Raw genomic sequence first — 23,649 nt, forward strand, 5'->3', positions numbered from 1 at the left:
CCGTACCGGCAAAGTAGCGCCCATGACGAACCCGGTGATGCTAACCACCCGAAACTCATCGGACCGGACCCTTCGGGGCGAGGCCGGTGGGCGGAGCGTGGGACCCGATCTGGTAGTAGTCAAGCGATGGGGTGACGCAGGAAGGTAGCCCAACCGTGGCGATGGTTGTCCACGGGTAAGCAGGTAGGGGGCAGTCCAGGCAAATCCGGGCTGCTGTGTTCGATCACGACCCTGAGATGTGATGCCGAGCCCGTATGGGTGAAGTGGGTGATCCTATGCTGTCGAGAAAAACCTCTAGCGAGCTACGCGCCGCCCGTACCCCAAACCGACTCAGGTGATCAGGTAGAGAATACCAAGGCGATCGAGCGAACCATGGTTAAGGAACTCGGCAAAATGCCCCCGTAACTTCGGGAGAAGGGGGGCCGGATCCGTGAGCAGACTAGCTCTGCGAAGCGGTGATGGCCGCAGAGACCAGGCCCAAGCGACTGTTTACTAAAAACACAGGTCCGTGCGAAGTTGTAAGACGATGTATACGGACTGACTCCTGCCCGGTGCTGGAAGGTTAAGGGGACCTGTCAGATACCTTCGGGTATCGAAGCGGAGAACTTAAGCCCCAGTAAACGGCGGTGGTAACTATAACCATCCTAAGGTAGCGAAATTCCTTGTCGGGTAAGTTCCGACCTGCACGAATGGAGTAACGACTTGGGCGCTGTCTCAACCGTGGACTCGGCGAAATTGCACTACGAGTAAAGATGCTCGTTACGCGCGGCAGGACGGAAAGACCCCGGGACCTTTACTATAGTTTGGTATTGGTGTTTGGTTCGGCTTGTGTAGGATAGGTGGGAGACTGTGAAGCATTCACGCCAGTGAGTGTGGAGTCAACGTTGAAATACCACTCTGGTCGTACTAGATGTCTAACCTAGGACCATGATCTGGTTCAGGGACAGTGCCTGATGGGTAGTTTAACTGGGGCGGTTGCCTCCTAAAATGTAACGGAGGCGCTCAAAGGGTTCCCTCAGCCTGGTTGGCAATCAGGTGTTGAGTGTAAGTGCACAAGGGAGCTTGACTGTGAGACAGACATGTCGAGCAGGGACGAAAGTCGGAACTAGTGATCCGGCGTCGGCATGTGGAAGCGACGTCGCTCAACGGATAAAAGGTACCCCGGGGATAACAGGCTGATCTTCCCCAAGAGTCCATATCGACGGGATGGTTTGGCACCTCGATGTCGGCTCGTCGCATCCTGGGGCTGGAGTAGGTCCCAAGGGTTGGGCTGTTCGCCCATTAAAGCGGCACGCGAGCTGGGTTTAGAACGTCGTGAGACAGTTCGGTCCCTATCCGCCGCGCGCGCAGGAAACTTGAGAAAGGCTGTCCCTAGTACGAGAGGACCGGGATGGACGAACCTCTGGTGTGCCAGTTGTCCCGCCAGGGGCACGGCTGGTTAGCTACGTTCGGAAGTGATAACCGCTGAATGCATCTAAGCGGGAAGCACGTTTCAAGATGAGGTTTCCCACCCCCTCGAGGGGGTAAGGCCCCCAGCAGAACACTGGGTTGATAGGCCGGAGGTGTACAGCAGCAATGCCCAGCCGACCGGTACTAATAGGCCGAGGGCTTGTCTTACAAACCCTCAATTGAACCTACAAAGCCTCGCGTCCACTAGAGATCTGATTGATCAACTGAATACTTGGTCGATGTCGTGTGCAGACACCACGACACCGGTCGCAAGAGTTACGGCGGCCATGGCGAAAGGGAAACACCCGGTCCCATCCCGAACCCGGAAGTTAAGCCTTTCAGCGCCGATGGTACTGCAACCGAGAGGTTGTGGGAGAGTAGGACGCCGCCGGACATTCTTTCCCAGCAGGGCCACCCGATAAGGGTGGCCCTGCTCGGCATTTCGGGGCATGTTCGGCCGACCTCCCAGCGACGTCCGGCCCACCTTCGATCCACAGTGCGGATGAAAACCGGGCTCTGCACAGCGCGGCTCCGCCCCGGCCGCGGTTGTCCGTCCTCCCGCGGAGTGTTCTTCGCGGAGGTGATGTGCGATGTCCGCACCGAAGTCAGGCTCGAGGACCGAGCCGAAGAGCAGAGCCGCGACCGAGGCCGCCATGAGCAACGAGGTCCGGCTGGTCGGCCGGGTCTCCCAGGATCCCGAGGAGCGGGAGCTGCCCAGCGGCGACACCGTCTGGACGTTCCGGGTCGTGGTGCCCCGGACCGTCCCCGCCGGCAGGTCGCGTCAGAGCGTCGACGCGATCGAGTGCGCGGCGTGGTCCGCCCGGGCCCGGCGGTCGGTGAGCGGCTGGTCGGCCGGCGACGTCGTCGAGGTGGTCGGCGCGCTGCACCGGCGGTTCTTCCGGGCCGGTGGCGCGGCGGCGTCCAGGGTCGAGGTCGAGATGGCGTCGGGCCGCGTCATTCGTCGCGCAGCGAGCGGATGAGCACGCCGACGCTGGGCTTGGGCTGGAACGACGTGGCCTTCTCGGGCAGCAGGCGGTCGGCCGAGCTGGTGGCGAGCACCTGGGCGAACTCCGGTGCGGGCATCAAGACGGCGAGGCCGGGGCGCTTGGCGACGCTGGCCAGCGCCTCGTCCACCGCGTGGTGGTACCCGACGCGGGTCGGCTGCGGCGCCAGCGCGGGCAGCACCCGCTCGTGCAGGACCTCGACCGCCACGCGTCCCGGCGGCAGCTCCAGCCGCACGGTCGCCCACGCCCGCCCGTCGGTGGCGGCCATCGTGTCCGGGGCGAGGGCGGCGACCGCGGATTCGGCGTCGACCTCCCCGAACGTCGCGCCCACCTGCTCCACCGCGGCGCGCAGGCAGCCGAGCGTGACGTGACCGAGCACCCGGTGGATGGGGCCGAGGAACAACGGGGTGTCGTCCTGGTCGACGAGCATCGCCAGACCTGCGTCGGTCGCGGGACGGGGGTCGTCGTGCTGCATCTGGAGATAGGCGGCGTACCGGTGGTGCCCGTCGGCGATCAGTGCCTGGGTGGGGGAGAGCCAGCCCTCGAGCGGGGCGAGGTCGGCCGGGTCGCGGATCGCCCAGACCCGGTGGTGCTGGCCGCCCCGGTCGGTGAACTCACGCAGCGTCGGGCCCGCCTGGGTGGCGTCCATCAGGTCCCGGACCGCGGCCGGGCCGCGGTGCACCAGCAGGATCGGCGCCGGGTTCGTCTGCATCTCGGTCATCCGCGCGGCGAGCTCCTCGACCTGCGCCGGGTGCACGCCCTCGTGGGGGAACACCGCGACGTCGCCTCGCCCGGCCGCTCGGTGCGAGATGTCCAGCGCACCGACGAGGCCGCGCACGGTGACCCCACCGGTGGTGAACTCGTGCAGGTAGACGGCGGGGTGGTCGTCACGGCTGAGCTGGTCCCGCCGCTCCCACCGCTGGAGGCGCTCGGCGACGTCCTGGTAGGGCCGCGTGAAGGCCCGGACCGAGGACGGCGCTCCGATGCGCGACGGGGCGAGGGTCAGCCCCCGGAAGGGGAGGAGCCGCAGCGGCCGCGCCACGTGCGGCGGGGGGACCAGGGAGCCGGCGTCCATCGGAGCATCGTAGGGTGCGGGCACATCCGCATCCCGAGGAGGCACGCGTGCTCGGCTCGTCAGCGCAGGCCCTGTGCCGAGCCTACGATCTCGCGATGCTCGACCTCGACGGCGTCGTCTACGTCGGTGGCGACGCGGTGCCGGGCGCCCCCGGGCACCTCGCCCAGGCGCGTGCGGAGGGCCTGCGGCTGGCGTTCATCACCAACAACGCCTCGCGGCCCCCGGCCACCGTCGCCGAGCACCTGCGCGACCTCGGGGTGGACGCGAGGACCGAGGACGTCGTCACCTCGGCGCAGGCCGCTGCCCGCCTGGTGGCGGAGCGGTTCGGCGCCGGTGCCCGGATCGTGTGCCTGGGGGCGGACGGACTGCGGGAGGCGCTCGAGGCCGAGGGCCTGGTCCCCGTGGGCGCCGACGACGACGCGGTCGCGATCACCACCGGCTACGGGCCCGACGTGCGGTGGTCGGCGATCATGCGCGCCGCGGTGCGGATCCGGGACGGCCTGCCCTGGGTGGCGAGCAACACCGACCACACGTTCCCGGCGGCGTTCGGGGTCGCGCCCGGACACGGCGTGCAGGTGGAGATGCTGCGTCGGTTCACCGGGGTCGACCCCGAGGTGGCGGGCAAGCCGGCTCGACCACTGCTCGACGAGACCGTGCGCCGGGTCGGCGGCGAGCGCCCGCTGATGGTCGGCGACCGGCTCGACACCGACATCGAGGGCGCTCGGCACGCAGGTCTCGACTCGCTGCTGGTGCTGACCGGGGTCACCGGGCTCGCCGAGCTCGTGGTGGCGCCGGCGGATCAGCGTCCGACGTACCTGGCACCGGACCTGGCCGGGCTCCTGGCTGCGCACCGGGCACCGGCGGCCGCCGGCGACGGGTTCGAGCTGGGGGGCTGGCGGGCCGCGACCGACGGCCGGAGCCTGGCCGTCTCCGGCGCGGGCGATCCGGCGGACTGGTGGCGCGTCGTCGCCGAGACGGCGTGGGACCACCTGGACCGGAGCGGCGAACCGGTGCACGTGTCCGCCCTCGAGGTGCCCGCGCGATAGCCTCGGAGCATGACTGAGGAGCCCGAGACGGTGCCGTCGGATCCGGAGGCCGTGCGCACGGGGGTCTCCGGCGTGGACGAGGTGATCGTCGCCGTCGAGGAGCTCGAGGAGCGCCCGATCGAGGAGCACGTGGGCGTCTTCGAGACCGCCCACGAGCAGCTGCGCCGGGCGCTCGACGCGACCGACGACACCGGCGACCACCCGGCCTGACGTGCCACCGCGACGGCTGCGCCTGGATGCCGAGCTGGTCCGCCGCGGCCTGGCCCGGTCGCGGGAGCACGCGAGCGAGCTGATCGCGCAGCGTCGGGTGACCGTGGCCGGCGCCGTCGCGACCAAGCCTGCGACGGGGGTGACGACCGACGCCGCAGTCGTGGTCACGACCGACCCCGACCGCCCGGAGTACGTCTCCCGCGGCGGCCACAAGCTCGCGGGCGCGCTCGCGGTCTTCGAGCCGGAGGGCTTCGTTGTCGAGGGTCGCCGCTGCCTCGACGCCGGCGCCTCGACCGGCGGCTTCACCGACGTGCTGCTGCGACACGGGGCCGCCCAGGTGGTCGCGGTGGACGTGGGCTACGGCCAGCTCGCCTGGAAGCTGCAGTCCGACGAGCGCGTGCTGGTGCGCGACCGGGTCAACGTCCGCGAGCTGACGACTCGGATCACCGATGGTCCCGTCGACGTGGTGGTCGGCGACCTCTCGTTCATCTCCCTCGAGCTGGTCCTGGACGCCCTCCTCCGCGTGACCGCGCCGGACGGCGACCTCGCGCTGATGGTCAAGCCCCAGTTCGAGGTCGGCAAGGACCGGGTCGGCAAGGGCGGCGTCGTGCGCGACCCGGCACTGCGGGCCGAGGCGGTCGCCCACGTCGCCGCCGCCGCGGCGTCCCGGGGCTGGGGCGCGCACCAGCTGGCCACCAGCCCTCTCCCGGGCCCGTCGGGGAACGTGGAGTTCTTCCTGTGGCTGCGTCGCGGCCCGGCGACCCTGGACGAGGAGGCCATCCACACCACGGTGCGCGCCGCCGCACCGGTGGGGGCGGCGGGTGAGAAGGTGGACCCGTGACGAGCACGGAGCCGACCCGTCGCGTGCTGCTGGTCGCCCACACCGGGCGCGACGACGCACGCGAGGTGGCCCGTGCGTTCGCGAAGGCGCTGAGCGCCAACGGCGTGCTGGTCCGCCTGCTCACCGGCGAGGCGCTGGACCTCGGGTTCGAGGAGCCGGACGGGAGCTTCGAGATCGTCCCCGAGGAGGCCGCCAGCAACGACTGCGAGCTCGTGGTCGTCATCGGCGGTGACGGCACGATCCTGCGGGCGGCGGAGCTGAGCCGCGGCTCGGGCACGCCGGTGCTCGGTGTGAACCTCGGCCACGTGGGCTTCCTGGCCGAGGCGGAGTACGAAGACATGGAGTCGACGATCGAGGCCATCGTCGACCGCCGGTACTCGATCGAGGACCGGCTCACCCTGGACGTCACCATGCACCGCGAGGGCGAGGTCGTCGCCCGGACCTGGGCGCTCAACGAGGCCAGCGTCGAGAAGGCCGCGCGGGAGCGGATGCTCGAGGTCGTGGTCGAGATCGACGGCCGGCCGCTGTCGCGGTGGGGCTGTGACGGCGTGGTCTGTGCGACCCCGACCGGCTCGACCGCGTACAACTTCAGCGCGGGCGGCCCGATCGTCTGGCCCGGGGTCGAGGCGCTGCTGCTGGTCCCGATCAGCGCGCACGCGCTGTTCGCCCGCCCCCTCGTGGTGGCGCCGGCGTCCGTGCTCGCGGTGGAGGTGCTCGCCCGCACCGACGGCTTCGGTGTGCTGTGGGCCGACGGCCGACGCTCGTTCGACCTGCCGCCGGGCGCCCGGATCGAGGTCCGTCGCGGTACCACTCCGGTCCGGCTGGTGCGCCTCCACGAGGCGCCGTTCACGGACCGGCTGGTGGCCAAGTTCGGACTTCCGGTCGAGGGCTGGCGCGGCTCGTCCGAGCGGCGGCGGAGGGACAGCGGTGCTTGAGGAGATCCGGATCGGCCAGCTGGGCGTGATCGACTCCTCGACACTGGAGCTCGGTCCGGGCCTGACCGTGATCACCGGCGAGACCGGCGCCGGCAAGACCATGATCGTGACCGCGCTCGGCCTGCTGCTCGGGGGACGCGCGGACAGTGGCGCGGTGCGCACCGGGGCGAAGAACGCCCGGGTCGAGGGCGTCGTGCGCGTGGGCGCGCTGCGGGAGTTCGCGGCGTCCGTGGAGGAGGCCGGCGGCGAGGTCGAGGACGACCGCGTCGTGCTGGCCCGGAACGTCTCCGCCGAGGGGCGCTCGCGTGCCTTCGTCGGCGGCGCCGCCGTGCCCGTGTCCTCGCTGGCCGCGGTCAGCGAGCCGCTCGTGGCCGTGCACGGCCAGTCCGACCAGCACCGGCTGCTCCGGGCGCGCGCCCAGCGCGAGGCGCTGGACCGGTTCGGCGGGACCGAGCTGGCGACGCTGCTCGCGACGTACGCCGACCTGTACCGCCGCCACGACGCCGTCGAGCGGGAGCTCGCCGACGTCGTCGCCCGCGCCCGGGAGCGGGCCCAGGAGGCCGACCTGCTGCGGTTCGGGCTCGGCGAGGTCGAGGCGGTGGCCCCGGAGCCGGGCGAGGACGCCGCGCTCGCCGCCGAGGAGTCACGGCTCGGATTCGCCGACACGCTGCGCACGGCGGCCGAGCAGGCCCGGGAGGCGCTCTCCAGCGAGCAGGGCGACCCGGACGCACTGGCGGCGACGTCTGCGGCCCGCACGCTGCTTGACGGCGTGCGCGAGCACGACGCCGAGGCGGGCGAGCTCGCCGACCGGCTGGCGGAGATCACCTACCTGCTATCCGACCTGGCGGCCGACGTCGCGTCCTACGCCACTCGCATCGACACCGACCCGACCCGCCTGGCGGCCGTCTCCGAGCGACGCGCGGCGCTGACCGCGCTCACCCGGAAGTACGGCGAGAGCATCGACGAGGTGCTCGCCTGGGCCGAGCGGTCGGCGACGCGGCTGCTCGAGCTCGACGGCACCGACGAGCGGATCGAGGTGCTGCGTGCCGAGCAGGAGGTGCTGCGCCGCGACCGGGACGCCGCCGCCTCCGCACTGACCGCAGCGCGCGGCGTGGCCGCGGGCCGGCTGGCCGAGGAGGTCACCGCAGAGCTGGCCCTGCTGGCGATGCCGCACGCCCGGCTGACCGTGGAGGTCCGCCCGAAGGAGCGGTTCACGGCGTCCGGCGCGGACGAGGTCGAGCTGATGCTGGCCGCCAACACCGGCTCCGAGCCCCGGCCCCTGGCCAAGGGCGCGTCGGGCGGCGAGCTCTCCCGCGTGATGCTGGCCCTCGAGGTCGCGCTCGCCGGCACCAGCCCGGTGCCGACGTTCGTCTTCGACGAGGTCGACGCGGGCGTGGGCGGCGCGGCCGCGGTCGAGGTCGGCCGCCGGCTCGCGCAGCTGGCCCGGAGCGCCCAGGTGCTGGTCGTGACCCACCTGCCGCAGGTCGCGGCGTACGCCGACCGGCACGTCGTGGTGGAGAAGTCGTCGGACGGCACCGTCACCAGCTCCGGCCTCACCGTCCTCGACGACGAGCAGCGCGAGCGCGAGCTGTCCCGGATGCTGGCCGGACTGGCCGACTCCGACACCGCGCTGGCACACGCCCGCGAGCTGCTCGACGTGGCCCACTCCGAGCGCTGACGCGCCCGGCATCCCGCGGTCCGCCGATCGGGCCGTCTGCTTTGGCAGCATGGGGTCAGTGCTGAGGAACCCCGTTCGCCAACGCTCCACGGTCGGCCTGCCCGGCCTCGTCGGCACCGCCCGCGTGGACCGGAGGACCCGCGCCCTGGTGCCCCGGCTCCGTCCCGGCGACATCGCCGTCCTCGAGCACGTGGACTTGGACCGGGCGACCGCGCAGGCACTGGTCGACGCCCGGGTCGCCGCGGTCGTGAACGCCACGCCGATGATCTCCGGCCGCTACCCGAACCTCGGACCCCAGGTGCTGGTCGACGCCGGCGTGCTCGTCGTCGACGGGGTCGGCACCGAGGGGCTCGCGGCGATCCGCGACGGCCGGGCGGTCCGGCTGCACGAGGGGTCGGTGTACGCCGACGACGTGCTGCTCTGCAGCGGGCGGGCGCTCGACGGTGCCACTGTCGCGGCCGAGCTGGATGCGGCGCGCAGTGGGCTGGCGACGCAGCTGGAGACGTTCACGCACAACACCACGGAGTTCCTGCGGCGCGAGGAGGACCTGCTGCTGCACGGGCGCGGCGTCCCGCGACTCCGCACCCGGATCGCCGGGCGACCGGTCGTCGTGGTCGTGCGTGGCCACGACCACGAGCGCGAGCTGTCCGCGATCCGCCCGTTCCTGCGCGAGCAGGACCCGGTGCTGGTCGGCGTCGGCGGGGGAGCCGAGACGCTGCGCGCGGCCGGGTTCACCCCGGACGTCGTGGTGCTGGACGCGCACGCCGACGACGCCGAGCAGCCGAGCGCGAAGACCCTGAAATCGGCCCGTGACGTCGTGCTGCGCACCGAGCGCGGCGGCGGCAGGACGCAGGTCGAGTCGCTCGAGCGCCTCGGTGTACGCGCGCTCCGGTTCGAGTCGGGCGCGATCCCCGAGGACGCGGCCCTGATCCTCGCGGACGCCGCCGAGGCGGCGGTCATCGTCGGCGTCGGCATGCACGCGACGCTCGAGGACTTCCTGGACCGCCAGCGCGCGGGCCTGGCCAGCACCTACCTGACCCGGCTCAAGGTGGGCCCACGCCTGGTCGACGCCGCCGCGGTGCCGCACCTGTACTCCGGCCGCGTGCGCCCGTGGCACCTGCTGCTGGTGCTGCTCGCCGGTCTGGTCGCGCTCGCGGCCGCCCTGTCCGTGACCCCCGTCGGCCAGGACTGGCTCGACACACTGCAAGGACTCGTCCCGTGATCTCGTTCCGCCAGCACGTCGTCTCCCTCGTCGCCGTCTTCCTCGCGCTCGCCGTCGGCGTGGTCCTCGGCGGCGGCCCGCTCAGCGACCTCGGCCGCGACGACCAGCCGGCCGCGGCCACCACGCGCCAGCAGGACGAGGTGCGGCAGACCGCGTCGTACGGCGACACGTTCGCCAGCGCTGCGGCCGGCAGGCTCTACGCGAATGGCCTGGACGGCAAGGCGGTCTCGATCCTGGTGCTGCCGGGGGCCGATGCGGACACGGTCAGCGCGCTCGGCGCCGAGGTCCAGTCCGCGGGCGGCACCGTCGCCGGCACGTACGACGCGCACCCGACGCTCACCGACCCCTCGGAGAAGTCGCTCGTGGACACGCTCGGCAGCCAGCTCGCGCAGCAGCTCGGGTCCGGTGCGGTCAGCCAGGACGCCTCGACGTACGTCCGGATCGGCCAGCTGGTCGGTCTCGCCGTGTCCGGCGACGAGCTGCCCGGCTCGGACGCTGCGTCGGTGCGGCAGAGCCTGGACGGCGCCGACGTGCTGACCTCGCCCCAGGGCGCGCCCCGGGCGCCGGCCGTCCTCGTGGTCCTCGGCCGGTCGACCGACCCGGCGATCCTGGCCGGCCTCGTGAGCGGCCTCGCCGACAAGGCCACGGGCGTCGTGGTCGCGGGCGACACCACGTCCGCCACCGGCTCCGGCGACCTGGCCGGGCTGCGCGGGGAGCCGTCCGCGGCGCAGGCCGCAACCGTCGACGGGGTGGACACACCGCTCGGCCGGGTGACCGCCACCCTGGCCCTGATCCGTTCTTTCACGGTCCAAGGTGGATCCTTCGGTGCGTCGGGGTCGGACGGAGCCGTCCCTCTCACGTAGCATGGAGTTCCGTGATCAACGGGACGCCCACCAAGCACGTGTTCGTGACCGGAGGCGTCGCCTCCTCGCTCGGGAAGGGCCTGACGGCGTCCAGCCTCGGCAGCCTGCTCAAGGCGCGCGGACTACGCGTGACGATGCAGAAGCTCGACCCCTACCTCAACGTCGACCCCGGGACGATGAACCCGTTCCAGCACGGCGAGGTGTTCGTGACGAACGACGGCGCCGAGACCGACCTCGACATCGGGCACTACGAGCGGTTCCTGGACACCGACCTCGGCCAGATCGCGAACGTGACGACCGGGCAGGTCTACTCGAGCGTGATCGCCAAGGAGCGCCGCGGCGACTACCTCGGCGACACCGTCCAGGTGATCCCGCACATCACGAACGAGATCAAGGACCGGATCCTGGCGATGGGCGGGACCGGTCCGGACGGGCAGCGCGTCGACGTCGTGATCACCGAGATCGGCGGCACCGTCGGCGACATCGAGTCGCTGCCGTTCCTCGAGGCCGCGCGCCAGACCCGGCACGAGATCGGCCGAGACAACTGCTTCTTCCTGCACGTCTCGCTGGTGCCCTACATCGGCCCGTCGGGCGAGCTGAAGACCAAGCCCACCCAGCACTCCGTCGCCGCGCTGCGCCAGGTCGGCATCCAGCCCGACGCGGTCGTCTGCCGTGCGGACCGCGAGCTGCCGCCGTCGATCAAGAAGAAGATCTCGCTCATGTGCGACGTCGACCAGGACGCCGTCGTCACGGCCGCGGACGCGCCCTCGATCTACGACATCCCCAAGGTGCTGCACCGCGAGGGACTCGACGCCTACGTCGTACGCCGGCTCGACCTGCCGTTCCGCGACGTCGACTGGACGGTGTGGGACGACCTGCTGCGCCGGGTGCACCACCCGAAGGAGGAGGTCACCGTCGCGCTGGTCGGCAAGTACGTCGACCTGCCAGACGCCTACCTGTCGGTGGCCGAGGCGCTGCGTGCCGGCGGCTTCGCGCACGAGGCCAAGGTGAACCTGCGCTGGGTCGCCTCCGACGAGTGCCAGACCGAGGCCGGAGCCGCGAAGAACCTCCACGACGTCGACGCGATCTGCGTGCCCGGCGGCTTCGGCGTCCGCGGCATCGAGGGCAAGCTCGGGGCGCTGACCTACGCCCGGACCCACGGCATCCCGACCCTCGGCCTGTGCCTGGGCCTGCAGTGCATGGTCATCGAGTACTCCCGGTCCGTGCTGGGCCTGGAGAAGGCCGGCTCGACCGAGTTCGACCCGGACACCCCCGAGCCGGTGATCGCGACCATGGCCGAGCAGGTCGCGTTCGTCGAGGGCGCCGGTGACCTGGGCGGCACCATGCGCCTCGGCCTGTACCCGGCCTCTCTCAAGGAGGGCTCGATCGCACGTCAGGTGTACGGCGAGGCGCAGATCGACGAGCGCCACCGGCACCGGTACGAGGTCAACAACACCTACCGCGACCAGCTGGAGGACGCCGGACTGGTCTTCTCCGGCACGTCCCCGGACAACCACCTGGTCGAGTTCGTGGAGCTGCCCCGCGACGTGCACCCGTACTACGTCGCGACCCAGGCCCACCCCGAGCTGCGCTCCCGCCCCACCCGGCCGCACCCGCTGTTCAAGGGCCTGGTCGGCGCCGCGATCGAGCGGCAGAAGGAGCTGCGGTTCCCGATCGACGAGACCGGGCTGCGTCGCGAGCCCGAGGACGACTGATCCGGTGCCTCCCGAGCTCGCCGACGTCCCCGGGCAGTGGCCGGTGGCCGAGAGCCGCCTCGAGTACGACGGGGGCGGCTGGGTCGTCCGGCTCCGCAACGACCTGATCCGCCGCCCTGGGCACCCCGACGAAGAGCCGTTCTCCCGGCTGGTCGTGGAGCACCCGGGCGCTGCGATCGTGCTGGCGCTCGACGCGCAGGACCGGGCGCTGTGCCTGTGGCAGTACCGGCACGCCGTCCGGGAGACGCTCGTCCAGCTGCCGGCGGGGCTGCTGGACGTCGACGGTGAGGAACCGCTCGACGTCGCCCGGCGCGAGCTGGCCGAGGAGGCCGGGCTCGAGGCCCGGTCCTGGACGCACCTGACCTCGGCGTACTCCTCGCCGGGGATCACGGCGGAGATGTCGCACTACTTCCTGGCCCGGGACCTCACCGAGGTGGGTCGCGGCGACTTCCAGCCGGAGCACGAGGAGGCCGAGATGGAGCTCGCGTGGATCCCGTTCGCGGACCTCCACGACGCCGTCGCCGGGGGGCGCCTGCGCGACGCCCACCTCGCGCTCGCCGTCCTCCTCGCCGGGAGTAGGCTCGCGCCGGTGCCCCGACGGAGTGGCCCAGATCACCAGAAGGAGCAGGATTCGTGAAGGTCGGCGTCCCCAAGGAAGTCAAGAACCACGAGTACCGGGTGGCGATCACGCCGATCGGCGTGCACGAGCTCATCGCGCACGGGCACGAGGTCCTCATCCAGCAGGGCGCCGGTCTGGGCTCCCAGATCACCGACGAGGAGTACGTCGCGGCCGGCGCGACGATCGTCGGCACCGCCGAGGAGGCCTGGGGCACCGACGGGAACGTCGACATGGTGCTCAAGGTCAAGGAGCCGGTCGCCGAGGAGTACCCGCGGATGCGGGAGGGGCTGACGCTCTTCACCTACCTGCACCTGGCCGCGGACAAGCCGCTGACCGAGGAGCTGATGCGGCGCAAGGTCACCGGCATCGCCTACGAGACCGTGCAGCTGCCCTCGGGCGGGCTGCCGCTGCTGTACCCGATGTCCGAGGTCGCCGGCTGCCTCGCACCCCAGGTGGGCGCCTACAACCTGATGAAGGCCCAGGGCGGCCGCGGCGTGCTGATGGGCGGTGTGGGCGGTGTCGCGAACGCCAAGGTCGTCATCATCGGCGCCGGCGTCTCCGGGCAGAACGCCGCGAACATCGCGCTCGGCATGGGCGCGGACGTCACGCTGCTGGACACCGACCTGGACAAGCTGCGGATGTCGTTCTGGCGCTACAACAACCGGGTCCACGGCCTGGCGTCGTCGAAGCTGGCCATCGAGCAGCAGGTGATGGAGGCGGACATGGTGATCGGCGCGGTGCTGATCCCGGGCGCGGCGGCGCCGAAGCTGGTCTCCAACGACCTGGTCTCGCGGATGAAGCCCGGCTCGGTGCTCGTCGACATCGCGATCGACCAGGGCGGCTGCTTCGAGGACAGTCACGCCACCACGCACGACGACCCGACGTACCAGGTGCACAACTCGACGTTCTACTGCGTGGCGAACATGCCGGGCGCGGTCCCGAACACCTCCACCTACGCGCTCACGAACGCGACGATGCCGTACGCCGTGGCGCTGGCCGACAGGGGCTGGCAGCAGGCGTGCCGCGACAACCACTCGCTGGCCCTCGGCCTGAACACCTACGACGGGCGGCTCACGAACGGCCCCGTGGGCGAGGCGGTCGGCATCGACGCCGTCTCCCTCGACGAGGTGCTCAGCTGAACGTCGCGGCATGAACGACGTCCAGCGCGCCGTCCGGACCTACCTCGACCACCTCTCGGTGGAGCGCGGCCTCGCGGCGAACACGCTGACGTCGTACCGCCGGGACCTGCGGCGGTACCAGGAGTACCTCGCCGAGGTCGGCATCGAGGACCTGGCCGGCATCAGCGAGGCGACGGTGTCGGGCTTCTTGATGCGTCTCCGTGAGGGCGACCAGGGTCATCCGGCGCTGAGCTCCACCTCCGCCGCTCGCACGGTGGTGGCGGTGCGCGGCTTCCACAGGTTCGCGGTCGCCGACGGCCTCGCGACCGTCGACCCGGCGAGCGGCGTCAAGCCGCCCGCCCCGGCGAAGCGGCTGCCGAAGGCGCTGCCGCTGGCCGACGTCGAGGCCATCCTGGAGGCGGCCGGATCGCCGGCGACCACCCTGGCGCTGCGGGACCGGGCGCTGCTGGAGGTGCTGTACGGCACGGGTGCCCGGATCTCCGAGGCCGTCGGTCTGGACGTCGACGACCTGGACCTCCCGGACGCGGGGGAGGTGGTCGGCACCGTGCTGCTGCGCGGCAAGGGTGGCAAGGAGCGGCTGGTGCCGGTCGGGTCGTACGCCCGCGAGGCCGTGGGCAGCTACCTGGTCCGCGGGCGTCCCGAGCTGGTGGCCGCCGGGAAAGGCACGCCGGCGCTGTTCCTCAACGCGCGCGGCGGCCGGCTGTCGCGCCAGTCGGCGTGGGCGGTGCTGGTCAAGGCTGCCGAGCGGGCCGGGGTGACCAAGGACGTCTCGCCGCACACCCTGCGACACTCGTTCGCCACGCACCTGCTCGACGGCGGCGCCGACGTCCGCGTCGTCCAGGAGCTGCTCGGCCACGCGTCGGTCACGACCACGCAGGTCTACACGCTGGTGACCGTGGACAACCTGCGGGAAGTGTTCGCCACTGCCCACCCGAGGGCCCGCGACTAGTGTCTTGATCGCGTAGGCCTCGCGCTGCCTCGCTACGTGGCCGAGATGATGCGATCGAGCAACCACGGCTTGGCGAGTGCAAGGGGAAAGATGTCGACGTGAGCGATCTGCTGGAAGTCATCACCGCGGCCGCTGCGAACCGCGGGCTGACGCTGTACCCGCACCAGGAGGAGGCGATCCTCTCCCTCCTGTCCGGGGACAACGTGGTGCTCGCGACGCCGACCGGGTCCGGCAAGTCGCTGGTAGCCGAGGCCGCCCACCGGGCCGCGCTGGCCGAGGACCGCGTGTCCTTCTACACGGCGCCGATCAAGGCGCTCGTCAGCGAGAAGTTCTTCGCGCTGGTCGAGGAGTTCGGCGCCGCCGACGTCGGCATGCTCACCGGCGACGCCTCGGTGAACCCCGACGCGCCGATCATCTGCTGCACCGCGGAGGTGCTCGCCAACATCGCGCTCCGCGAGGGATCGTCCGCCGACGTCGGCCTCGTGGTGATGGACGAGTTCCACTTCTACGCCGAGCCGGACCGGGGCTGGGCCTGGCAGGTGCCGCTGCTGGAGCTGCCGCAGGCGCAGTTCCTGCTGATGTCGGCGACCCTCGGCGACGTCACCGACCTGGCCGCGGACCTGACCCGGCGCAACGGGCGGGAGACGACCGTCGTCGCGGACGCCGTACGCCCGGTGCCGCTGACGTTCTCCTGGGTGATGACGCCGCTCGCGGAGACCCTGGAGGAGCTGGTCACGACCGGCCAGGGTCCGGTCTACGTCGTGCACTTCACCCAGAAGGACGCCGTCGAGCACGCCACGACGCTGCTCAAGGCCGGCTGGGTGCCGAAGCCCGACCTCGGTGACCGACTGGATCAGGTCCGGTTCGGGGCCGGGTTCGGCAAGACGCTCTCGAAGCTGCTGCGACGGGGGATCGGCGTCCACCACGCGGGGATGCTGCCGCGCTACCGCCGACTCGTGGAGCAGCTCGCGCAGGCCGGCCTGCTGGGCGTCATCTGCGGCACCGACACCCTCGGCGTCGGCATCAACGTGCCGATCCGCACCGTGCTCTTCACGGGCCTGACGAAGTTCGACGGCAGCCGGCAGCGGATCCTGCGGACCCGCGAGTTCCTGCAGATCGCCGGCCGCGCGGGCCGAGCCGGCTTCGACACCGCCGGGTACGTCGTGGTGCAGGCGCCCGAGCACGTCATCGAGAACGAGAAGGCCAAGGCCAAGGTCGCCGAGCGGCAGGCCGCGGGCAGGAAGAACTCGAAGGTGCAGCTGCGGAAGCCCCCGGAGGGCACCGTCGTCTGGACCGAGCAGACCTTCGACAAGCTCGTGGCGGGGGAGCCGGAGCCGCTCGTCTCGCGGATGAAGGTCGACAACGCGATGCTGATCAACGTCCTGGCCCGGGACGAGGACGCGTTCCCGGTGCTGCGGCGGCTGCTCACCGACAACCACGAGGACCCGCGCCAGCAGCGGCGGCTGGCGCGCCGCGCCCTCCGGCTGGCGCGGTCGCTCGTGCACTCCGGCGTACTCACGCGACTGGACGAGCCGGACGCGCTCGGCCGCCGCTACGTGCTCACGGTCGACCTGCCCGTGGACTTCGCGCTCAACCAGCCGCTCGCGCACTTCGCGCTCGCCGCTCTCGACGTGCTGGATCCCGAGGCGGTGGAGCACACGCTCGACATCGTGTCGGTGATCGAGGCGGTGCTGGAGGGGCCGCGGCAGGTCCTGATGCAGCAGCAGTTCGCCGCTCGGGGTGAGGCGGTGGCCGAGATGAAGGCGGACGGCATCGAGTACGACGAGCGGATGGCGCTCCTCGAGGAGGTGACGTGGCCACGGCCGCTCGCGGAGCTGCTCGAGGCGACGTACGAGATCTACCGGCAGCGCCACCCGTGGCTCCCCGAGGACGCGCTGCAGCCGAAGTCGGTCGTGCGGGAGATGTACGAGCAGGGGATGTCGTTCACCGACTTCGTCGGGCGCTACCAGCTGGCCCGCTCCGAGGGGCTGGTGCTGCGCTATCTGACCGACGCGTACCGCACGCTGCGGCAGACCGTCCCGGACCAGCACCGGACGCCGGAGCTGGAGGACCTGGTCGAGTGGCTGGGGGAGACGGTGCGGCAGACCGACTCCTCGCTGCTCGACGAGTGGGAGGCGCTGGCGGACCCCTCACACGTGCGGTCGGACGTGGCTCACCACGAGCCGCCGCCGTCGCCGCGGCCGATCTCGAAGCAGGCGCGTGCGTTCGCGGTGATGATCCGCAACGCGATGTTCCGCCGGGTCGAGCTGGTCGCCCGCGACGACCTGGACGGCCTGATGGCGATGGAGCGCGCCGCCGCGGACCGCACCGACCCCCCGGGCGAGGTCGTGATGACCCGGTCGGCCTGGGACGAGGCGATCGAGGAGTACTACGCCGAGCACGACCGGGTGCTGCTGGACGCCGATGCCCGCGGCCCCGACCTGCTGGCCGTGGCCGAGACCGGGCGCACCTGGCAGGTCACCCAGACCGTCCACGACCCCGAGGGCCACCACGACTGGGTGATCGAGGCCGAGGCCGACCTGGATGCCTCCGACGAGGCCGGTGAGCTGGTGCTCCGGGCGACCGCGATGCGGCGGCTGGGCGGCTGATCTCCCGTCGAGTGACGTGAACTGGCTGTCAGAACGGCGATTTTCCAGCCAGTTCGCGTCACTCGACGGTCTCGGCGCAGCCGAGCAGACAGTCGTCAGAGGAGGCAGTAGCCGAAGGGGCAGGAGTCCAGCCAGGACAGGCCGCCGTTGAGGGAGGAGATCTGCTTGGCGCCGGTCCCGTCGTCGACCCAGAGCAGTGCCCACAGCGGCTTGCGGGCCTGCGCCTTCGCGGTCGCGGTGACGGTGGACGCCTTCCACGAGCGGGAGGTGTCCGCGGCCGGGCCGATCTCGGTGATCGCCATCCGGGGCACCCGCTTCGCCACGGCGGCGTACCCGTTCATCGAGGGCGCCTGGGCGCGGTGCGAGCCGGTCGAGGGGTAGTAGGAGTCGATGCCGGCCACGTCCACGGCGGCCGGGACCAGCCTCTCAGGCGCGGTGATGCCGGTCCGGTCCGCCGCGGCGAACGAGTAGGCCCACAGCACGTTGTGCACGCCGGCGGCCCAGGCGCGCTGCTGCATCGCCCGGTACACCTGCTTGAAGACCGTGGCGCTAGGCCGTCCCCACCAGAACCAGTCGCCGTTCGCCTCGTGGAACGGCCGGAAGACGACGGCCACGCCCTGGTCCTGGAGCGCGGCGAGCACGCCGAGCTGCTCGTCGAAGCCGGCCCAGAAGGTCTGCGCCTCCGGCGACGAGGGCCGGAGCAGGGCGCCGAGGTCGTGCCAGGACCGGTCGTGGTAGTCCCCGCCGGTGTGCGGGTTCGGCGCGTGCCAGGACGCGGTCAGTACCGCCCCGCCCTGAGCGCAGGCGACCAGGTCCGAGAACGCCTGGTCGAAGAACGGGAACTCGTAGGTCCTCGTCTTGCCGAGCTCCCACAGGTCGAAGCCGACGACGGAGACCCGCCGGCCGCCCAGCGCCGTCAGCGGGTCGGCGTACAGCTGGCTCGACATGTTGAGCTGCTGCCCGACACCCATCAGGCCGGCGCCGCGCCAGCGGTCCAGCCGCGCGGCCAGGCAGCGCGCCGCGAGGCCGGCGCCCGGGTCGGCGAGCGCCGGCCTCGGCGTGCACGTCGAGGGCGCGTAGACCTTCAGCGTCACCGGGCTGGAGGTCGTGGCCGGCGTGCCGTTCCACGACTCGGCCACCACCCGCAGCCGCCGGGTGCCCGCGGCCGTGGTGTCCAGCGGTACGACGGCGCGGCCGGCCGCGTCGGACGTGCCGTCGGTGAGCGGCACCCAGCCGCCGTCGGTGTAGGTCTCGACCGTCAGCGGGCGACCCCGCTGGGAGGTGGTCAGCCGGGCCACCACCGCGGCCGGCTCGCCGACGGTGACGACCGGGGGAGCGAGGCGCACGCTGACCGTCGGGCCGCCCCGTTCCGGGCGCGCGGACGCAGGGGTGGCCCCGGACGCGATCAATCCCCCCGTGAGCAACCCCGCCAGCAAGACCGTCACGGCCCCCCGTGGTCGCACACCCGGAGTCTAGGGTCGAGGACATGAGCGACGTCGCGACTTCGAAGAATCCGCAGGCCGGCCGGTACGAGGCCCACATCGACGGCGAGCTGGCCGGGTTCGCCGAGTACCAGCTCACCGACCGGCTGGTGGTCTTCACCCACACCGAGGTCGACGACCGGTTCGAGGGCCGGGGCGTCGGGTCGGCGATCGCCCGGTTCGGTCTCGACGACGTGCGCGGGACCGGCAAGCAGGTGCTGCCGCTGTGTCCCTTCATCAAGGGCTGGATCGAGAAGCACCCGGACTACCAGGACCTCGTCCACGCCGTGCCCCGGAGCACCGCGACGGACTGATCCGTCCTCCACAGGGCTGTGCACAGGCAGGGGGTGGCCTGTGCAACTGCAGGCGGCGCAGTGCACAGTCCATCAACAGATTTCGCCATCGGGCTGGGGGTTTCCCGCTTCGGCTTGTCGCTGTCGGGGGGCGCACCTAGAGTCGCCCGCGAGTCGACCACAAGTCGTCGAGTCGACATATGGATGAGGGAGCGCTCGATGAACGCAGGCGGCACGTTCGGTGGAGGCCCGACCTCGGCGCCCGGCGGCAGCGTCGCCGGCACGATGCCGCCCGTCGTCCGCACCCCCGTCCCTCCTTCCCCCGATGCACCAGATCCCCGAGAGGACCACGTGGCCGACGCCCTTCCCTTCGAGCGCCCCCCGGCCGAGGCCAAGCTCGGTCCGACCGGGCGCCCGATGCCCGACCTGCCGGAGCCGCGCCCCGTGACCGAGCGCGGCCAGGCCCGCGTGATCTCGATGTGCAACCAGAAGGGCGGCGTCGGCAAGACCACGACGACGATCAACCTGGGCGCCTCGCTGGCCGAGTACGGCCGCAAGGTGCTGCTCGTCGACTTCGACCCGCAGGGCTCCCTGTCCGTCGGCCTCGGGCTGAACCCGCACGAGATGGACCTCACGATCTACAACCTGCTGATGGACCGCGAGGTCGACATCCGCGAGGTCGTCGTCCCGAGCGGCGTGCCGGGCATGGACCTGCTGCCGTCGAACATCGACCTCTCCGCCGCCGAGGTGCAGCTGGTGCACGAGGTCGCCCGCGAGCAGACCCTCCAGCGGGTGCTCGCCCCGGCGATGGCGGACTACGACGTCATCCTGATCGACTGCCAGCCCTCGCTCGGCCTGCTGACCGTCAACGCGCTCACCGCCTCGGACGGCGTGATCGTGCCGCTGGAGTGCGAGTACTTCGCGCTGCGCGGTGTCGCGCTGCTCAAGACCACCATCGACAAGGTCCGCGAGCGGCTCAACCCCAAGCTCGAGATCGACGGCGTGCTCGGCACCATGTACGACGGCCGCACGCTGCACAGCCGCGAGGTGATGGAGCGCCTGGTGCAGGCGTGGGGTGACAAGGTCTTCCACACCGTCATCCGGCGCACCGTGAAGTTCTCCGACTCCACGGTCGCGGGCGAGCCGATCACGACGTACGCCTCCGCGTCCGCCGGCGCCGAGGCCTACCGCCAGCTGGCCAAGGAGGTGCTGGCTCGTTGTCTCGACGAGTGAGCCTTCCCGCTGCCGACGACCTGTTCCGCCCCACCGCCCCGGCTGTCGCGCAGCCGACGTCGCAGCGTGCCGACGAGGAGCCGGCAGACGCTGAGGACCGCTCCGGTCCGAAGAAGCCGAGCGGACGGGTCCGGCACGACGAGAAGATGACGGTGTACGTCACCTCCGACGAGCTGCTCGACCTCGAGCACGCCCGGCTGGTGCTGCGACGCTCGCACGGGCTGGCGGTCGACCGTGGCCGCCTGGTGCGCGAGGCGATCGCGATGGTGCTCGCTGACTTCGAGTCCCATGGCGACGACAGCGCGCTGGTGCGACGATTGATCGAGGAATGACCGCCCAGCAGGAAGCCCAGGACACCGCGCCCGCCTTCGAGGTCAGGCTCGACAACTTCGAGGGCCCGTTCGACCTGCTGCTGAGCCTGATCGCCAAGCACAAGCTCGACATCACCGAGGTGTCGCTCTCGACGGTCACCGACGAGTTCATCGCGCACGTCAAGGCCGGCGGCTCGACGTGGGACCTGGAGCAGACGACGTCGTTCCTGCTGGTCGCCTCCACCCTGCTCGACCTCAAGGCCGCGCGGCTGCTGCCGCAGGGCGACGTCGAGGACGAGGAGGACCTGGCGCTGCTCGAGGCGCGCGACCTCCTGTTCGCGCGGCTGCTGCAGTACAAGGCGTTCAAGCAGGTCGCGGCCGTGCTCGCGCAGCGGCTCGCCGGTGAGGCGAAGCGGCACCCGCGCATGGTCGGGCTGGAGGAGCGGTACGCCGGGCTGCTGCCCGAGGTGCTGATCGGCATCGGCCTCGACCAGTTCGCGCAGCTCGCGGCGAAGGCGATGGAGCCGAAGCCGGTCCTGGAGCTCTCGCTGCACCACATCCACGCCGCGAAGGTCAGCGTGCGGGAGCAGGCGGCCCTGGTGGTCGAGCGGCTGCAGCGGCAGGGAACGATGACGTTCCGGGCGCTGTGCGGCGACTCACCGGACCGGCTGACCACGGTCGCCCGGTTCCTGTCCCTGCTCGAGCTGTTCCGCGAGGGCGCGGTCGCGTTCGACCAGGTGACGCCGCTGGGCGAGCTCACGGTCCGCTGGACCGGCGACGAGGACGCGGACGTCGAGGACCTGATCACCGACGAGTTCGACGGCGCGCCGCCCGAGGCGGCGCCCGCAGCTGAGGGGAACGATGATGACCGAGACGACTGACGAGACCCTCGACGTACCCGTGGCGGAGCTGCGCCCGTCCCTCGAGGCGCTGCTGATGGTGGCGGACCAGCCGCTGGACGAGATGGCGCTCGCGACGGCTGTCGGCCACCCCGTGGAGGCCGTGGCCGCGGCGCTCCGGGAGCTCGCCGCGGAGTACACCGAGCAGGGCCGCGGCTTCGAGCTGCGCAACGTCGGCGGCGGCTGGCGCTACTACACGCGCGACGAGTACGCCGCGGTGGTCGAGGGCTACGTCCTCGACGGGCAGCAGGCGCGACTCACCCAGGCCGCGCTGGAGACGCTCGCGGTGGTGGCCTACAAGCAGCCGGTGTCCCGCGCCCGGGTCTCCGCCATCCGCGGGGTGAACGTCGACGGCGTGATGCGCACGCTGCTGACCCGTGGCCTGGTCGAGGAGGCCGGGCAGGACCACGAGACCGGAGCGAACCTGTACCGCACCACGGGCTACTTCCTGGAGCGGATCGGTGTCACGTCGCTGGACGAGCTGCCGGAGCTGGCGCCGTACCTGCCGGACATGGACGACCTCGAGGACGAGCTCGCCGAGATGGCCCAGTCGTCCGGCCAGTCGTCCGCGCCGACGCCGGAGGCCGAGCCCGAGCAGCCGCACCCGCACTCGCCGCACTCCGGCGACGGCACCGAGCCCGACGGGGGGACCGAGCCGACGTGAGCGACGAGGTCGGCCTCGAGACCGACGACGACGGACTGATCCGGCTGCAGAAGCTGCTCGCGCAGTCCGGCGTCGCCTCGCGGCGCAAGTGCGAGGAGCTGATGCTCGGCGGGCTGGTCGAGGTCGACGGCGAGGTCGTCACCCGCCTGGGCACCAAGGTCGACCCGCGTACGGCGGTGATCCGGGTGGACGGCAAGCGGCTGCCGCCGATCTCGGAGAAGGTCTACCTGGTGCTGAACAAGCCGCGCGGTGTCGTCTCCACGATGTCGGACCCGGAGGGGCGCAAGAACCTCGGCGACCTGGTCGCGGACCGGCCCGAGCGGCTGTTCCACGTCGGCCGGCTGGACACCGACACGTCCGGGCTGATCCTGCTGACGAACGACGGCGACTTCGCGCAGCGGATGGCCCACCCGTCGTACGAGGTGGACAAGACCTACGTCGCGGAGGTCGAGGGGGAGGTCTACCGGCGGGTCGTCAAGCAGCTGCTCGAGGGCGTCACGCTCGAGGACGGACCGGTGACCGTGCGCAGGGCGCGGATCGTGGAGGCGTCGGCGTCGAAGTCGATCGTCGAGCTGGTCGTCCACGAGGGCCGCAACCGGATCGTGCGCCGGCTGCTCGACCACGTCGGCCATCCGGTGCGCCGGCTCACGCGCACGGCGATCGGGTCGGTGCAGCTCGGCCGGCTGCCGGTGGGGGAGATGCGCGACCTCAGCCTCGCCGAGCTGGGCGAGCTGCTGGACGTCGCTCAGCTGTAGTCGTCGCCGGGGCGGGCGGCGCGAGCCGGCGACCGGTCTCGATGCCGACACGGAGCAGGTCGGCGAGCCGGGCGTCGGGGTCCGGCACGGCGCCGGTGGCGATCCCGCGCACCGCGCAGCGGACCACCTGGGGCGCCGAGCGCCGGCGGAACTGCTTCTCGGTGAGCGGGTTCCCGTCCAGCCACTGGCGGGCCCAGGTCTCCGCGCCGGGCACCCTGTCCAGCGCGTCGCGCAGGCCCGGGACGAGCAGGCCGAGCGAGCCGGCGAGCTCCTCACAGCGGATCAGGCCGCCGGCGAGTGCGCGCTGGAGGTACTCCGGCACGTCCACGATCGCCTCGCCGGCCACCGCGGCGACGAACTGCACGTCCCACGCCAGGCCGGTGCCGTGCACGCCGATCACCGAGGGGATCAGCACCGCCAGGTCGCTGCGCGCGGCGTCGGTGCTGTGGTCGTTGACCAGCCGGGCCAGCTGCGCGAGGAGCGGATCGGTGCAGCGGGGCTTGTCACTCCAGGGTTCGTTAGCGAGGACGGACGCCATCTCCATGAAGCAGGCACCCTTGCGGGGCGACCTGTGCTTGCCGCGGGAGAGTGTCGGAAGGCCGTCTGGAACACCGTACGAGACCACCATTGCTCCACGATCCGCCTGTGTCGCGGCATTC

The 23,649-nt window shown here is 71.6% G+C and carries 22 protein-coding genes and 2 rRNA genes (1 of these 24 cut by a window edge); 21 read left to right on the top strand and 3 right to left on the bottom strand.

The window, feature by feature from the left end; all coding sequences use genetic code 11:
• The 3 genes from ACVW2K_RS14340 to ACVW2K_RS14350 all read left to right on the top strand — a co-directional run.
• Positions 1–1,617 (top strand): 23S ribosomal RNA (locus ACVW2K_RS14340); it begins 1,534 nt to the left of the window's first position.
• A 109-nt stretch (positions 1,618–1,726) separates the two neighbouring features.
• Positions 1,727–1,843, top strand: a 5S ribosomal RNA gene (rrf, locus tag ACVW2K_RS14345).
• A 259-nt stretch (positions 1,844–2,102) separates the two neighbouring features.
• The gene (locus tag ACVW2K_RS14350; protein WP_028638464.1) at positions 2,103–2,429 is read left to right on the top strand and encodes a single-stranded DNA-binding protein; all 327 of its coding nucleotides are present in this window, start codon (positions 2,103–2,105) and stop codon (positions 2,427–2,429) included.
• Here ACVW2K_RS14350 and ACVW2K_RS14355 read toward each other — a convergent pair.
• Positions 2,404–3,528 (bottom strand): DUF1015 family protein, encoded by a 1,125-nt coding sequence (locus ACVW2K_RS14355; protein WP_457202954.1) that lies wholly within the window; start codon positions 3,526–3,528, stop codon positions 2,404–2,406. The two genes, ACVW2K_RS14350 and ACVW2K_RS14355, sit on opposite strands and share 26 nt — an antisense overlap.
• Before the next feature lie 95 nt (positions 3,529–3,623).
• On the opposite strand from ACVW2K_RS14355, the gene ACVW2K_RS14360 reads away from it, so the two are divergent.
• The 12 genes from ACVW2K_RS14360 (at position 3,624) to ACVW2K_RS14415 (ending at position 17,354) form a co-directional block, all read left to right on the top strand.
• Complete coding sequence (locus ACVW2K_RS14360; protein WP_081790571.1) at positions 3,624–4,574, top strand: HAD-IIA family hydrolase; 951 nt, start codon at positions 3,624–3,626, stop codon at positions 4,572–4,574.
• Positions 4,575–4,583: 9 nt separating this feature from the next.
• On the top strand, positions 4,584–4,784 hold the full coding sequence (locus ACVW2K_RS14365; RefSeq protein ID WP_028638461.1) for a hypothetical protein: 201 nt from the start codon (positions 4,584–4,586) through the stop codon (positions 4,782–4,784).
• A gap of 1 nt (position 4,785) precedes the next feature.
• On the top strand, positions 4,786–5,625 hold the full coding sequence (locus ACVW2K_RS14370) for a TlyA family RNA methyltransferase (protein ID WP_457202955.1): 840 nt from the start codon (positions 4,786–4,788) through the stop codon (positions 5,623–5,625).
• Complete coding sequence (locus ACVW2K_RS14375; RefSeq protein WP_457202956.1) at positions 5,622–6,560, top strand: NAD kinase; 939 nt, start codon at positions 5,622–5,624, stop codon at positions 6,558–6,560. The genes ACVW2K_RS14370 and ACVW2K_RS14375 overlap by 4 nt, the downstream gene beginning before the upstream one ends.
• Positions 6,553–8,238, top strand: a complete 1,686-nt coding sequence (recN, locus tag ACVW2K_RS14380) for a DNA repair protein RecN (protein WP_457202957.1) — start codon at positions 6,553–6,555, stop codon at positions 8,236–8,238. Before ACVW2K_RS14375 ends, recN begins: the two co-directional genes overlap by 8 nt.
• Before the next feature lie 58 nt (positions 8,239–8,296).
• Positions 8,297–9,460, top strand: a complete 1,164-nt coding sequence (steA, locus tag ACVW2K_RS14385) for a putative cytokinetic ring protein SteA (RefSeq protein WP_457202958.1) — start codon at positions 8,297–8,299, stop codon at positions 9,458–9,460.
• Positions 9,457–10,323, top strand: a complete 867-nt coding sequence (locus ACVW2K_RS14390; protein WP_457202959.1) for a copper transporter — start codon at positions 9,457–9,459, stop codon at positions 10,321–10,323. Before steA ends, ACVW2K_RS14390 begins: the two co-directional genes overlap by 4 nt.
• 11 nt (positions 10,324–10,334) lie before the next feature.
• The gene (locus ACVW2K_RS14395) at positions 10,335–12,038 is read left to right on the top strand and encodes a CTP synthase (RefSeq protein WP_028638456.1); all 1,704 of its coding nucleotides are present in this window, start codon (positions 10,335–10,337) and stop codon (positions 12,036–12,038) included.
• 4 nt (positions 12,039–12,042) lie between these two features.
• Positions 12,043–12,675, top strand: coding sequence for an NUDIX domain-containing protein (locus tag ACVW2K_RS14400; RefSeq protein WP_051549389.1), 633 nt, complete (start codon positions 12,043–12,045; stop codon positions 12,673–12,675).
• Positions 12,672–13,796 carry an alanine dehydrogenase gene (ald, locus tag ACVW2K_RS14405; RefSeq protein ID WP_457202960.1) on the top strand — a complete coding sequence of 375 codons (1,125 nt, stop codon included), beginning with the start codon at positions 12,672–12,674 and terminating at the stop codon, positions 13,794–13,796. Before ACVW2K_RS14400 ends, ald begins: the two co-directional genes overlap by 4 nt.
• Positions 13,797–13,806: 10 nt before the next feature.
• Positions 13,807–14,745, top strand: coding sequence for a site-specific tyrosine recombinase XerD (xerD, locus tag ACVW2K_RS14410; protein WP_457202961.1), 939 nt, complete (start codon positions 13,807–13,809; stop codon positions 14,743–14,745).
• Positions 14,746–14,843: 98 nt separating this feature from the next.
• Entirely contained in the window at positions 14,844–17,354 is a 2,511-nt protein-coding gene (locus ACVW2K_RS14415; protein ID WP_457202962.1) for a DEAD/DEAH box helicase, read from the top strand.
• A 95-nt stretch (positions 17,355–17,449) separates the two neighbouring features.
• Here ACVW2K_RS14415 and ACVW2K_RS14420 read toward each other — a convergent pair whose 3' ends face one another.
• Positions 17,450–18,700: a glycosyl hydrolase gene (locus ACVW2K_RS14420; RefSeq protein ID WP_457202963.1), complete on the bottom strand. Its 1,251-nt coding sequence runs from the start codon at positions 18,698–18,700 to the stop codon at positions 17,450–17,452.
• Between the two features lie 140 nt (positions 18,701–18,840).
• On the opposite strand from ACVW2K_RS14420, the gene ACVW2K_RS14425 reads away from it, so the two are divergent.
• The 6 genes from ACVW2K_RS14425 (at position 18,841) to ACVW2K_RS14450 (ending at position 22,990) form a co-directional block, all read left to right on the top strand.
• Positions 18,841–19,149 carry a GNAT family N-acetyltransferase gene (locus ACVW2K_RS14425; protein WP_457202964.1) on the top strand — a complete coding sequence of 103 codons (309 nt, stop codon included), beginning with the start codon at positions 18,841–18,843 and terminating at the stop codon, positions 19,147–19,149.
• A gap of 396 nt (positions 19,150–19,545) precedes the next feature.
• On the top strand, positions 19,546–20,361 hold the full coding sequence (locus tag ACVW2K_RS14430) for a ParA family protein (RefSeq protein WP_457204070.1): 816 nt from the start codon (positions 19,546–19,548) through the stop codon (positions 20,359–20,361).
• Positions 20,346–20,693 (top strand): hypothetical protein, encoded by a 348-nt coding sequence (locus tag ACVW2K_RS14435; RefSeq protein ID WP_028638450.1) that lies wholly within the window; start codon positions 20,346–20,348, stop codon positions 20,691–20,693. The genes ACVW2K_RS14430 and ACVW2K_RS14435 overlap by 16 nt, the downstream gene beginning before the upstream one ends.
• Positions 20,690–21,553, top strand: coding sequence for a segregation and condensation protein A (locus ACVW2K_RS14440; RefSeq protein ID WP_457202965.1), 864 nt, complete (start codon positions 20,690–20,692; stop codon positions 21,551–21,553). Before ACVW2K_RS14435 ends, ACVW2K_RS14440 begins: the two co-directional genes overlap by 4 nt.
• Positions 21,537–22,235, top strand: a complete 699-nt coding sequence (gene scpB, locus ACVW2K_RS14445; protein ID WP_457202966.1) for an SMC-Scp complex subunit ScpB — start codon at positions 21,537–21,539, stop codon at positions 22,233–22,235. Before ACVW2K_RS14440 ends, scpB begins: the two co-directional genes overlap by 17 nt.
• Positions 22,232–22,990 (top strand): pseudouridine synthase, encoded by a 759-nt coding sequence (locus ACVW2K_RS14450; protein ID WP_457202967.1) that lies wholly within the window; start codon positions 22,232–22,234, stop codon positions 22,988–22,990. Before scpB ends, ACVW2K_RS14450 begins: the two co-directional genes overlap by 4 nt.
• Here the strand turns inward: ACVW2K_RS14450 and ACVW2K_RS14455 are convergent.
• Complete coding sequence (locus tag ACVW2K_RS14455; protein WP_457202968.1) at positions 22,944–23,534, bottom strand: hypothetical protein; 591 nt, start codon at positions 23,532–23,534, stop codon at positions 22,944–22,946. The two genes, ACVW2K_RS14450 and ACVW2K_RS14455, sit on opposite strands and share 47 nt — an antisense overlap.
• Positions 23,535–23,649: the final 115 nt, after the last annotated feature.

Source organism: Nocardioides sp. HB32 (assembly GCF_054058995.1).